We start from the raw sequence: 11,951 nt of genomic DNA, 5'->3' as shown, positions 1-11,951 counted from the left end.
ATGCAGATGTCGGTGTCGGAAAAATCATACTGGTCGAGCGCCCTGACCTTCAGCGTGCGGTCGCCGAACGACACTTCCGTGCCCTGGCTGCGCCGCGAGGCCAGCGCCACAACTTCGCTTACTGGAAAGCCGCGCTCTTCCAGTATGTTGAGCATTTCCCGGCCCACATTGCCCGTGGCGCCGACGATCGCAACCTTGAAACTCATAAAGATCTCCTGTCCCTCTCCGCTCGGTTTTTGGAGAAAACCCGCCGGCCGAAGCGGGTTCCGTCCCCCGGGCCGGACCCGGGAGAGGGTGGTTAGGCCAAGGGAATCACACCGTTTTGGTGGTGGTTTTGCCGGTTTTGGCCAAGAACGTGGTTTTGCTGGAACGAGAAGACGCGACAACGCGCCCGGCCCAATGATTTGCATTGTGGCCAAGGAAATCGAATGCAAGAGGAGCCATCAAAAGGCCGCGCATCGAAACCGTCCTGTTCGGTGCCGGCTTTTACGCGGTTTGCGTCAAGAGTCAATTGCCCTGCCGTCCGGCCACGTGCCCTGTACAATGGTGGCGGCAAGAAGTACGAACAGCCAAGATTGTTTGGCTGGCGCTGCGTCAGCCCCGGCACGTGCTCGATGACGAGCGCAGACCCCGAATTCCGAAAGAGTGAGATGTCCAACTTCGAAGCTATTGTCCCAGCGCTTGCCAGGGCGCTGGAAAAGCGCGGCTATTCCGAACTGACGCCGGTGCAAAAGGCGGTCCTGGCGCCCGAACTGGGGCAGGCCGATGCGCTGGTGTCGGCGCAGACCGGCTCCGGCAAGACGGTGGCCTTCGGCCTCGCCCTGGCGCCGACCCTGCTGGGCGACGCGGAGCGCTTTGCCCAGGCCGCGGCGCCGCTGGCGCTGGCGGTGGCGCCGACACGCGAGCTGGCGCTGCAGGTGACGCGCGAGCTGGAATGGCTCTACGAGCTGACCGGCGCCACGGTGGCGTCCTGCGTCGGCGGTATGGACATGCGCACCGAGCGGCGCGCGCTGGAGCGCGGCGCCCACATCGTCGTCGGCACGCCCGGCCGCCTGCGCGACCACATCACGCGGCACTCGCTCGACATGTCGGCGCTCAAGGCCGTGGTGCTGGACGAAGCCGACGAAATGCTCGATCTCGGCTTTCGCGAGGACCTCGAATTCATCCTCGACGCCGCACCAGCCGAGCGCCGGACGCTGATGTTCTCGGCCACCGTGCCGCGCTCCATCGCCACGCTCGCCCAGGGCTATCAGCGCGATGCCGTGCGCATCTCGGCCGCCGGCGAGGAAAAGCAGCATCTCGACATCGAATACCGGGCGCTGAGCGTTGCCCAGGCCGACCGCGAGAACGCCATCATCAACGTGCTGCGCTTTTATGAGGCCAAGAACGCGCTGGTGTTCTGCAACACGCGTGCCGCCGTCAACCATCTCACCGCGCGCTTCAACAACCGCAACTTTTCCGTCGTCGCGCTGTCGGGCGAACTCAGCCAGAACGAGCGCAGCCATGCGCTGCAGGCAATGCGCGACGGCCGCGCCAAGGTCTGCATCGCCACCGACGTCGCGGCGCGCGGCATCGACCTGCCCAATCTCGAGCTGGTGATCCACGCCGACCTGCCGACCAACCCGGAGACGCTGCTGCACCGCAGCGGCCGGACCGGACGCGCCGGCCGCAAGGGCGTCAGCGCGCTGATCGTCCCCAACAGCGCCCGCAAGCGCACCGAACGGCTGTTGCAGAACGCCGGCCTCAAGGCGACATGGGCCAGCCCGCCCTCGGCTGACGACGTGCTGCGCCGTGACGATGAGCGCATCCTTGCCGACCCCGCCTTCAGCGAGCCTGTGAAGGATGAGGAACGCGGCTTCATCGGTGAGCTTCTCGAAAAGCATGGCGCCGAACAGGTGGCGGCGGCCTTCGTGCGCCTGTGCCGTTCAAGCCGCTCGGCGCCGGAAGATCTCCTGGAAATCGCGCCGTTCACGCCGTCTCGTGAAAGACCGGCGGGCGAAAACTTCGCACGCCGCGATGAAGCGCCCAGCCGCCGCGACGATTTCGGCGCCAGCGTCTGGTTCTCGCTGTCGATCGGACGCCGGCAGAATGCCGAGCCGCGCTGGCTGATCCCGATGCTGTGCCGCGCCGGCAGCATCAGCAAGCGCGAGATCGGCGCCATCAAGATGCAGCCGGAAGAGACCTTCGTGCAGATCGCGGCCGACTGGGCCGACCGCTTCCTGGCGGCGATCGGTCCCGACCGCAAATTGCAGAACAACATCGCTGTGAAGCGGCTGGACGGCACGCCCGACCTGTCACGAGCCGGCTATCAGCAGCCGGGACCCGACAAGAAACCGCATCGCGGCAAGGCGCCTTTCGACCCGAACGCGCCGAAGCGCAAATTCGAGAAGCGTGCACCGGCACCAGCATCGGCTGATCAGCGCCCCGCCGCATTCGAGGCAAAGCCGTGGGCCAAAAAGCCGGGCAAGCCGAAGTTCGAAAACACCGGCGCGTCGAAGAACAAGAAGGCGAAGAAGCGGCCCTCGTAGGGCCTGGGGGCGGCTTCACCTGACCGCAAGACGCGGGCCGCATCCCAACGCGGCCTTGCCCATAGGCGCGGCCCTGTGTCACATCTTGGCCGGGACGTGGCGAGAGGGGGCAGGATATGCGCGGCGAAGTGCTTCATTATGACGAGGAGCAGGGCTTCGGCTTCATCACTGGAGCGGACGGCAACCGCTACACCTTCACCCGCGAGAACCTGCGCCGGCAAACCGCCATGTCCAAGGGCACGTCCGTCGAGTTCCAGCCGGGTGGTGGGCAGGCGCGCGACGTCTTTTCGATCGCAGCCCAGACCGCACCCCCTGCCGTCGACGCCAACATGAGCGCCGCGCAGCCTCAGGCCGGCAATAAAGCTGCGGCCGGTGCACCCCAGGCCCAGCATTTCGGTCGCTCCTCCGGGCCTGCCGAACCCACCGATTTGTGGGGCTATTTCTGGCGCGGCGTGACGCGGAACTACTTCAATTTCGCCGGCCGCGCCCGCCGTAAGGAATATTGGGGCTACTGCCTGTTCTGGACGGTTTGCCTGCTGGTCATCGGCGGCATCGGTCTGTTCACCGATACGGATATGGGCCATTTCGACAGCGACGTATCGGCGGCGGTGACCGTTGGCCTGTGCGGCACCTTCCTGCTTGCGACATTTCTGCCCAGCCTCGGCATGATCGTCCGCCGGCTGCACGACATCGGCCTGTCGGGCTGGCTCAGTCTGGTGATCCTCATCCCCACCATCGGCAGCCTGATCATCCTGGTCTTCGCGCTGATTCCGACACAAGCCCGGGAAAACCAGTGGGGACCGGTGCCGGCAGGGATCAGGGTTTAGCCGCCTTAAGTGCCTCGCCCGAAAGCCTGAGAAAGACCTTTTGGCCGTGGCGCTCGGCGCCGAGCCTGTCGTAGAACCGCAGCGCGCCCTCGTTCCAGTCCTCGGTGGTCAAGTCGATACGGCCGATGCCATGGCGCCGGCAATGGCCGGCGAGAAAGCCGATCAGCGCCCGGCCGACGCCGGCGTTGCGAGCCTTGTCGCGCACGAACAGGTCCTTGAGGAACAGCAACCGCTCGAGATCAATGCCGGGATGCGCGATCGCCACCGACGCCAGGCCGCTGACCTCGCCCTCGACGAAGGCTAGCGCGAAATGCGGATAGGCCGGACTTTCCTCGCCGAGCCATTTCCGCGCCGCTAACAAGGCCCGCTCATGGTCGAGCGGTGGCTGCCGGTAGTGCACGGCCATCTCGCACAGCATGGTGGCGAGCGCGGTCGCGTCCTCGATCGTCGCCCAGCGGACGTCGACCGTCACGCGATCAGCCGAGGAATTTGGCGATGATCGCGTCGCCCATCTCTACGGTGCCGACCTCGGTCATGCCCGCCGACAGAATGTCCTTGGTGCGCAAGCCCTGGTCGAGCACGGCGGCGATCGCGGCTTCGACACGGTCGGCTTCGTCGACCATGCCGAAGGAATAGCGCAGGCACATGGCAAAAGAGGCGATCATGGCGATCGGGTTGGCGATGCCCTTGCCGGCAATGTCCGGCGCCGAACCGTGCACCGGCTCGTACAGCGCCTTGCGCTTCTTGGTCTTCACGTCCGGTGCGCCGAGCGAGGCCGACGGCAGCATGCCGATCGAGCCGGTCAGCATGGCGGCGATGTCGGACAGCATGTCGCCGAACAGATTGTCGGTGACGATGACGTCGAATTGCTTGGGCCAGCGCACCAGTTGCATGCCGCCGGCATCGGCCAGCATGTGGTCGAGCTTGACGTCGGAGTAACGCGCCTTGTGGGTCTGGGTGACGACCTCGTTCCACAACACGCCCGACTTCATGACGTTGCGCTTTTCCATCGAGGTGACATGGTTCTTGCGCGTGCGCGCCAGCTCGAACGCGACGCCCGAAATGCGCTCGATCTCGAACGTATCGTAGACCTGCGTGTCGATGCCGCGCTTCTGGCCATTGCCGAGATCGATGATCTGCTTGGGTTCGCCGAAATAGACGCCGCCGGTCAGCTCGCGCACGATCAATATGTCGAGGCCTTCGACCACCTCCTGCTTGAGCGACGAGGATGCGGCGAGCRCCGGATAGCAGATGGCGGGGCGCAGATTGGCGAACAGCTCCATGTCCTTGCGCAGCCGCAGCAGGCCGGCTTCGGGGCGCACCTCGTAAGGCACCGCATCCCATTTCGGCCCGCCGACCGCGCCGAACAGCACTGCGTCGGCCGCCATTGCTTTTGCCATGTCGGCATCGGAAATCGCCGCGCCATGCGCATCGTAGGCGCAGCCGCCGACCAGACCGTCCTCGGTGGCAAAGCCGCTGCCGAGCTTGTCGTTCATGACGGCGATCAGCTTCTTGACCTCGGCCATCGCCTCCGGACCGATGCCGTCGCCGGCGAGCAGGAAAAGATGCTTCGTTGCCATGGAGAACCGTCCTGGAAAGAATTGAACCGCGGCCTTGCTAAACGCCAAGCGCCCGGTGCGCAAGCCTGCGCGTTACAACGGCGATCACCGATGCGAGAGAATGTTGACCAGCCGGCCGAACGGATCGCGCACATAAAAGCGCCGCACACCCCAGGGCTCGTCGGCCGGGCCGTATTCGATGGCAAGGCCGGCCGCCTTCATGGCGTCGAGCGCCGCATCGACATCGTCGACCTCGATCGAGAGATCCGGCACCGGGGAACCGGAGCCGCCTTCGGCGGCGAAGCTGATCTGAACGTTCATTTTGTCTTGCGAGCCCAAGGTCCTGATCCAGCCATGGTCCATGACCACGTCGAGGCCGAGCACGTCCTGGTAGAAGCGCTTCGCCGCCGCGATGTCGGATGTCTCGATGTTGGCAACGATACGCAGGACTTTCATCGCCTGCCCGCCCTTCATGCCGTGCGCCGCAGCGCCGTCACTTCGATCTCGATCTTCATTTCCGGCTTGTTGAGTTGGCAAACGATCATCGTCGCCGCCGGCCTGACGTCGCCGAATATCTCACCCAGGATCGGGAAGACGATGTCCACGAAGGCGGCATCGGTGATGTAGTAATGCGCCCGCACCACGTCGGCCATCTCGAAGCCGCCGTCCTGCAAGGCCCTGCCGATGGTCGCCAGGCAGTTGCGCGTCTGCGCCTCGACCCTGTCCGGCATCGTCATTGTCGCATAGTCATAGCCGGTCGTTCCGGACACGAAACACCAGTCGCCCTGCACCACCGCGCGCGAATAGCCGGCGGTCTTTTCGAACGGCGAGCCGGTGGAAATCAGTTTTCGCATGGGGTGCCTCGCAGCATTGTGGCGATCATTTTGCCGGGAACAGGTCGGGCCTGCCATAGGCCAGACGGGATTGGCTGTTGTCGCGACGATGGCGGATATGTTGAGATTCAGGTCAGGCCGCGCCGAAAATGGTGGGCTCCGAGAACCGGAGCGGAGCGTACTTTTGGGTACGTGAGCACCGGAAGCGCAGGTATCAGCCGTTTGCAGGCCGGCATCACCTGAATATCAATATATCCTAATTCGCCGACCCCAGCGCCTTGTCGAGCGCCTCCTTCACATCGGCCGGCCATGTCGTTACCGCCGGCCAGGCGTTTGGCTGGCCATTGTCGCCGCGGCGGGCGAAATAGAGCTTGTGCTGGGCCGGGTCGACCGCCATGAAGCCGTCATTGCCGCCGCAGTCATGCGGCACGCAGCCGCTGGCGTAGAAGGCGCCTGATGCGGTCTTTTCCGTGCCGCCGCCGACCAGCAGGCTGGTCGCCATGTCGGGCATGTCCTTGCCGAGCAGCTTTTGCGCTTCCTTGTAGACAGCCTCGTTGTGGAAGACGTCGATGATGTTCTGGTACTTCTCCGGATTGATGTCCTTCCAGTCGGTGCCCGGTTCCGGCATGTAGGTCAGGTTGCCTGAAGTCGTCAGCCCCTCGGTCGGCGACCATTGCAAAGCCGGCTTCTCATCGCCCGGCAACAGATAGGGCACGAAATAGATGGCGTTGTCGGACACCGCCGACGGCGGCGCGCCGCACTCGTCCTGCTCGACCGTCGTGCTCTGGATGGTGCCGCCTTCCGGCTTCCAGACGATCACCGTGGCCGGGCCGCATTGATTGCCGCCATCGCCGACATCGAACAGCGCCACCTTGACACCGCCGACCTCGACGATTTTGTCGAAGAAGACGTCATAATTGCTCGCCAGCTGTTGGCCGTCATAGGCAAGCACTTTCTCGCCGTCCTGTTCCGGCTGGGTGATGGTCAGCTGGCCGCCTTCGAATGGCACAGGCGCCTGCTTGTCGTCGTCGGAAGCATCGGCGGCGCCTGTACCTTGGTCGGTGGCCGGTTTCTCGGCGGAGGGCGCCAGCTGCGCTGCGGGCGTCTGCGTCTGGGCCTGGGCATGAGCGCCGGTCAGCAGAAGAAGCGCCAGCCCGCAAGCGCCGGCAAGAAGCGAACGAGTCATGACATCCTCCATTTCGTCGGATCATAGCCAATCGCTCCGGAAACAAAACACCAGTTGCTTTGAGTCACACCAGGTGGATGGCCAACCGTGTTCTCGAACGAGTCAGGTGTGTTGAGATTCAGGTCAGGCCGAGCCGGAGTCGAAGACGGGCGCGAAGCGACCAAACAAGGTGGCTTCCCATAAGCGTACGTTTGGGTACGTGAGCACCGGAAGCGCAGGTATCAGCCATTTGCAGGCCGGCATCACCTGAATATCAATATACCTAATGCAGCGTGCCAAACGCCTCGTCCAGCGCCGCCTTGACCTCGGCCGGCCAGCTCTGCACCGGAGGCCATGCATCCATCACGGGCTTGCCACTGCTGCGGGCGAAATAGAGCTTTTGGTTGGCCGCGTCGACCGCCATGAAACCGTGATWGCCGCCGCAATTGTGCGGCGCGCAGCCGTCGAAATAGACGATGCCAGACGCAGTTCTTTTCGTACCGCCGGCGGCCAGAAAACTGGCGGCCAGAACGGTCATGTCGTTGCCAAGCAGGGCCGCGGCGTCCCTGTAGACCGCCTCGTTGTGGAAGGCGTCGATCATGTCCTCGTATTTCGACACGTCGACATCTTTCCAGCCCGTGCCGGGATCCGGCATGTAGGTGAGATTGCCCGCAATCGTCAGCCCGTCGGTGGGCGACCATTGCATCGCCCGCTTGGAGGCGCCCGGCAGCAGATAAGGGACGAAATAGATGACATTGTCGGTCACCGACGCCGGCGCGCCGCACTCATCCTGCTCGACCGTGATGCCCTGGATCGTTCCGCCTTTCGGCTTCCACACAATCATCACCGGGGGACCGCAGAGATGGTCGATATTGCCGTCGCCGACATCGACCAGCGCCACTTCAGCGCCGGCGATGTTGACGATCCTGTCGAAGAAGACGTCATAATTGCTCGCCAGCTTCTGGCCGTCGTAAGCGAGCACCTTTTCGCCGTCCGGCTCCTGCTGGGTGATGGTAAATTGACCGCCCTCGAACGGGATCGGCGCCTGCTGGTCGATGACAGGCGCCTGGGCGAACAGGCTCGTTGCCGGAAGCAGGATCGACATCATCAGCCCGCAGGCGCCGGCAACAAGCGAACGTGTCATGACAAGTCCTCGTCTTATCCGAAGACTCGCCGTCGGCGCGGCCTTGCGGTCAGGCCGCGTATTTCAGGCCCAGGGGCGCTGTTCGGCGTTTTTCTTCTCGAACGAAGCGATGGCGCCGGCCTTTTCCATGGTCAGGCCGATATCGTCGAGCCCGTTGAGCATGCAGTGCCGCTTGAAATCGTCGAGGTCGAACGCGACCACGCCGCCATCGGGACCGCGGATTTCCTTAGCCTCGAGGTCGATCGACAAGGTGGCGTTGGAGCCGCGCGAGGYGTCATCCATCAGCTTTTCGAGATCCTCGGGGCTGACCGTGATCGGCAGCACGCCGTTCTTGAAACAGTTGTTGTAAAAGATGTCGGCGAACGAGGTCGAGATGACGCAGCGAATGCCGAAATCGAGCAGCGCCCACGGCGCGTGCTCGCGGCTCGAACCGCAGCCGAAATTGTCGCCGGCGACCAGGATCTGCGCCTTGCGGTAGGCCGGCTTGTTGAGCACGAAATCCGGATTTTCCGAACCGTCGTCATTGTAGCGCATTTCGGCGAACAGGCCGGTGCCAAGCCCGGTGCGCTTGATCGTCTTGAGATAATCCTTGGGGATGATCATGTCGGTGTCGACATTGACGATCGGCATGGGAGCGGCGACGCCGGTGAGCTTGGTGAATTTTTCCATGGCTTTTGCCCGTGTTCTTGTTTCGGGGGGATTGCTGAGGCACGGTTTACACAAAGCCGCGGGCAAATAAAAGGCAACTGTTTGTGCAGGATGGCCGGCTGCGCAAAACGGCTTCGAATTCACCGCCCGATGGTGCAGTCTGGTTGTCATGGCAGAAAACTCCCATGTCCTCTATGCCTGCGAGCCCGCGCTCGAYATCGCCGAATTCCGCCGTGTGCTGGTCGACTCAGGCCTCGGCGAGACACGGCCTGTCGATGACGACACCCGCCTGCAGGCGATGCTGTCGGGCGCCAACCTGGTGCTGACGGCGCGTCTCAATGTGGAGGGCAAGCCGCTGATCGGCGTTGCCCGCGCCCTCACCGACTTCTCCTGGGTCTGCTACATCTCCGAGCTCGCCGTTTCCCAATCGGCGCAAGGGCTCGGCATCGGCAAAGGCCTGATGGACGAGGCGCGCCGGCAGCTCGGACCGTCCGTCGCCATCAGCCTGATCTCCATGCCCGACGCCGTCGGCTTCTATGAGCGCATCGGCATGACGCGCATGCCTGACGCCTTCTGGTTCTCCCGCAAGCGCTGACATTTTTTCCCCTGTGATCGCATCCAGCGGCCAACGGCGCGAAATCTTGCCTCTTGACATGCAACCAAATGGTTGCATATTAAGATCATGAGCATGGATGCCGTCTTTCGCGCCCTGGCCGACCCGACACGCCGGCAATTGCTGGACAACCTCCATGCCCGGAACGGGCAGACGCTGAACGCGCTGTGCGCGGAGATGGACATGACACGCCAGGCGGTGACCAAGCACCTGGCGATCCTGGAGGAAGCCAATCTCGTCACCACGCTCCGCAAGGGACGCGAGAAGCAGCACTACCTCAACCCGGTTCCGATCAACGAGATCGCCGAACGCTGGATCGGCAAGTTCGAGCGCCATCGGCTGGATGCATTGAGTGACCTGAAGAAACGCCTCGAAAGGGAAGACTGATGAGCAACAGCTTCGTTTACGTGACCTACATCCGCACCACGCCCGAAAAACTCTGGGAGGCGCTGACCGATCCGGAGTTCAACCGGCAGTTCTTCCTCTGCTCCCATCAGGAGAGCGAGTGGAAGGTCGGCTCCAGCTGGAAACTGATCTTCCCCGACGGCCGCGTCGCCGACAGCGGCGAGATCCTCGAAATCGACCCGCCGCGACGCCTGGTGATCAAATGGCGCAATGAATGGATGCCGGAGGTCAAGGAAGACGGCTACACGCGCTGCACCTTCGCAATCGAACAGGACGGCGAGTTGATGAAGCTTGCCGTCACCCACGAGGCCGACGGCCCGCACCGGCTGATCCCGAATGTCTCCAAGGGCTGGCCGCTGGTGCTGGCAAGCCTCAAGAGCCTGCTCGAGACCGGCAAGGGTTTCGAGCGCCCGCCATCGAAGGGTTGAAGCTTGGTTTCAGCAGCGAAACAAACTTTTGGAGGCACCTATGCTGCATGTCCCTGTCGTCCACAGCATGACCAATGGCGAGACCGTCATGGCAAGCGCCGACATCGGCGCACCCGCCGAGCGGATTTTCCAGGCCCTGGTCACGGACGAGGTCGAGCGCTGGTGGGGGTCCGCCGACACCTACCGGATGGTCGATTGGTCGGCCGATCTTCGCATCGGCGGCCGTTGGAAGGTCACCGTTCGAACGGCAGACGGCAGGGACCTGCCAGAGAGCGGCGACTTACTCGACATCGAGGCGCCGCGCCGGATCGTGCAGACGCGGGCCTATGAGTGGGACCATCCCACGCTTGGCCGGCGGCAAACGACGGTCGCCTGGCTGCTGCAGCCGATCGCCGATGGCACGCGCGTCACCATCTGTCATGGCGGCTTTACCGGCTTGAGCGACGCGGCGGCTGAACACGCCGAGGGCTGGGGCAGGGTGCTGAACTGGCTGCAGGTGTATTTTGACGCTGGGAGATTGGCCGCGGCTTAGCCGACTCGTGGCGGTGCATTTGATGTCGGCGGGACAGCATCCCCTCKGGCCTGCCGGCCATCTCCCCCGCAAAGAGGGGGATTACACGCTCAATCGCTGTCACCAATCTCGAAATGTGACAGGGGTGACGCGGCGTCGAAGCTGTCATCTCCCCACTTGCGGGGGAGATGGCCGGCAGGCCMGAGGGGGGGTGGGCGGGAACTCGGCGGGAACGGCATGTTCCCAACGCCTAACACCTCAAATCACATTCAATTCTCTAAACGCCCGCCCTTCCGCAACCCGGCCATAGCCAAACGCCGAGCAATCCACCGTGCGGTAGCCGCCATGCACGATCAGCTCGGCCAGCGCCTTGCCGACGGCCGGCGCCTGCTGCAGGCCGTGGCCGGAAAAGCCGTTGGCGAACAGGAAATTCGTCAGCTGCGGATGCGGGCCGATCACCGCGTTCTGGTCGAGCGTGTTGTAGTCGTAGTGGCCAACCCAAGCGCGGGTCGGCTTGATCGCCTCGAAGGCCGGGATGCGGGTGGCCAGCACCGGCCAGATCACCTCTTCGAACAGTGGCCAGTCGACATCGAAATCCTGGGGATCGGCGGGCCCGTCGCCCTCTTCCGGCTCGGCACCAGCGGTGATGTAGACCGAGCCTTCCGGCCTGAGCCAGATGCCGCTCGGGTCGACCAGTAGCGGCATGTCGGCATATTTCTCGCGCGCCTCGAAGACGAAGACGTTGCGCTTGCGCGGCTCCACCGGCAGCGCCAGCCCGGCCATACCAGCCACCTTGCCGGCATTCGGCCCGGCGGCGTTGACGACGATGCCCGCTTCCAGCGTCTCGCCATTGTCGAGGCTGACGCCGGTGACGCGGTCGCCTTGCCGCTCGATGCCGGTGACGTCGGCGGTGATGAAATCGATCTTCTTCTCGCGTAGCGCCTTGCGGAACAGCATCAGCATCGCATGCGCGTCGAACCAGCCCTCGCCGGTCCGCCCATAGGCGCCGGCGGTGATGCCTTCGACCGACAGCCAGGGGAAGCGACGCACCAAGGCGTCGGCATCCTCAAGCAGGATGTCGGCGCCCTCGGCGATCTGCGCCTGGTGATTGGCTTTCAGGATCGGCAGCCCGTTCTCGCCGGCAAGGATGAGATAGCCGCCTTCGTGGAAGCCTATATCGGCATCCGCGCCGAACTCGTCCTTCAGCCGCCGGAACAGTTTCAGCGTGAACTGCGACAGCCGGATGTTTTCCGGGATCGAGAATTGCTGGCGGATCGAGGCGCAGGACAG

Annotated in this window: 15 protein-coding genes and 1 pseudogene; 6 read left to right on the top strand and 10 right to left on the bottom strand. The window is 63.8% G+C overall.

The features are described 5' to 3' along the window. Together ACXJ7R_RS14125 and ACXJ7R_RS14120 are read right to left on the bottom strand one after the other, a co-directional pair. Positions 1-206: pseudogene (locus ACXJ7R_RS14125) on the bottom strand (aspartate-semialdehyde dehydrogenase); the annotation flags it as partial. Between the two features lie 106 nt (positions 207-312). Beyond that, positions 313-459, bottom strand: a complete 147-nt coding sequence (locus ACXJ7R_RS14120) for a hypothetical protein (RefSeq protein WP_457152373.1) — start codon at positions 457-459, stop codon at positions 313-315. A gap of 191 nt (positions 460-650) precedes the next feature. On the opposite strand from ACXJ7R_RS14120, the gene ACXJ7R_RS14115 reads away from it, so the two are divergent. Together ACXJ7R_RS14115 and ACXJ7R_RS14110 are read left to right on the top strand one after the other, a co-directional pair. Continuing rightward, positions 651-2,528, top strand: a complete 1,878-nt coding sequence (locus tag ACXJ7R_RS14115; protein ID WP_457152372.1) for a DEAD/DEAH box helicase — start codon at positions 651-653, stop codon at positions 2,526-2,528. A 116-nt stretch (positions 2,529-2,644) separates the two neighbouring features. After that, positions 2,645-3,355, top strand: coding sequence for a DUF805 domain-containing protein (locus ACXJ7R_RS14110; protein WP_457152371.1), 711 nt, complete (start codon positions 2,645-2,647; stop codon positions 3,353-3,355). Here ACXJ7R_RS14110 and ACXJ7R_RS14105 read toward each other — a convergent pair. The 7 genes from ACXJ7R_RS14105 to leuD all read right to left on the bottom strand — a co-directional run bounded on the left by ACXJ7R_RS14105 (position 3,345) and on the right by leuD (position 8,725). Continuing rightward, positions 3,345-3,827, bottom strand: coding sequence for an N-acetyltransferase family protein (locus tag ACXJ7R_RS14105; RefSeq protein ID WP_457152370.1), 483 nt, complete (start codon positions 3,825-3,827; stop codon positions 3,345-3,347). The genes ACXJ7R_RS14110 and ACXJ7R_RS14105 overlap by 11 nt on opposite strands. 4 nt (positions 3,828-3,831) lie before the next feature. Then, positions 3,832-4,935: a 3-isopropylmalate dehydrogenase gene (leuB, locus tag ACXJ7R_RS14100; protein ID WP_457152369.1), complete on the bottom strand. Its 1,104-nt coding sequence runs from the start codon at positions 4,933-4,935 to the stop codon at positions 3,832-3,834. 84 nt (positions 4,936-5,019) lie between these two features. Continuing rightward, positions 5,020-5,370, bottom strand: coding sequence for a VOC family protein (locus ACXJ7R_RS14095; RefSeq protein ID WP_457152374.1), 351 nt, complete (start codon positions 5,368-5,370; stop codon positions 5,020-5,022). Positions 5,371-5,384: 14 nt separating this feature from the next. Continuing rightward, a complete protein-coding gene (locus ACXJ7R_RS14090; protein WP_457152368.1) occupies positions 5,385-5,768 on the bottom strand; it encodes a RidA family protein in 384 nt (127 codons plus the stop codon). Positions 5,769-6,003: 235 nt separating this feature from the next. Next, a complete protein-coding gene (locus ACXJ7R_RS14085; RefSeq protein WP_457152367.1) occupies positions 6,004-6,933 on the bottom strand; it encodes a hypothetical protein in 930 nt (309 codons plus the stop codon). Positions 6,934-7,195: 262 nt separating this feature from the next. Then, positions 7,196-8,056: a hypothetical protein gene (locus ACXJ7R_RS14080; protein WP_457152366.1), complete on the bottom strand. Its 861-nt coding sequence runs from the start codon at positions 8,054-8,056 to the stop codon at positions 7,196-7,198. A gap of 63 nt (positions 8,057-8,119) precedes the next feature. Next, positions 8,120-8,725, bottom strand: coding sequence for a 3-isopropylmalate dehydratase small subunit (gene leuD / locus ACXJ7R_RS14075; protein WP_457152365.1), 606 nt, complete (start codon positions 8,723-8,725; stop codon positions 8,120-8,122). Between the two features lie 148 nt (positions 8,726-8,873). Here leuD and ACXJ7R_RS14070 point away from each other — a divergent pair, with 148 nt between their 5' ends. The 4 genes from ACXJ7R_RS14070 (at position 8,874) to ACXJ7R_RS14055 (ending at position 10,682) form a co-directional block, all read left to right on the top strand. After that, positions 8,874-9,299, top strand: coding sequence for a GNAT family N-acetyltransferase (locus ACXJ7R_RS14070; RefSeq protein ID WP_457152364.1), 426 nt, complete (start codon positions 8,874-8,876; stop codon positions 9,297-9,299). A 93-nt stretch (positions 9,300-9,392) separates the two neighbouring features. Next, positions 9,393-9,704: an ArsR/SmtB family transcription factor gene (locus ACXJ7R_RS14065; RefSeq protein ID WP_064987727.1), complete on the top strand. Its 312-nt coding sequence runs from the start codon at positions 9,393-9,395 to the stop codon at positions 9,702-9,704. Next, positions 9,704-10,150, top strand: coding sequence for an SRPBCC family protein (locus ACXJ7R_RS14060; RefSeq protein ID WP_457152363.1), 447 nt, complete (start codon positions 9,704-9,706; stop codon positions 10,148-10,150). The genes ACXJ7R_RS14065 and ACXJ7R_RS14060 overlap by 1 nt, the downstream gene beginning before the upstream one ends. 40 nt (positions 10,151-10,190) lie before the next feature. Next, positions 10,191-10,682 carry an SRPBCC family protein gene (locus ACXJ7R_RS14055; RefSeq protein WP_457152362.1) on the top strand — a complete coding sequence of 164 codons (492 nt, stop codon included), beginning with the start codon at positions 10,191-10,193 and terminating at the stop codon, positions 10,680-10,682. Positions 10,683-10,919: 237 nt separating this feature from the next. Here ACXJ7R_RS14055 and ACXJ7R_RS14050 read toward each other — a convergent pair. Further along, the coding region (locus ACXJ7R_RS14050) for an NAD(P)/FAD-dependent oxidoreductase (protein ID WP_457152361.1) at positions 10,920-11,951 on the bottom strand (1,032 nt) is incomplete at its 5' end.

This window comes from Mesorhizobium sp. P5_C1 (assembly GCF_054049815.1).
The sequence above is the reverse complement of the archived record's forward strand: the minus strand, read 5'-3'. Positions and strand labels throughout refer to the sequence as shown.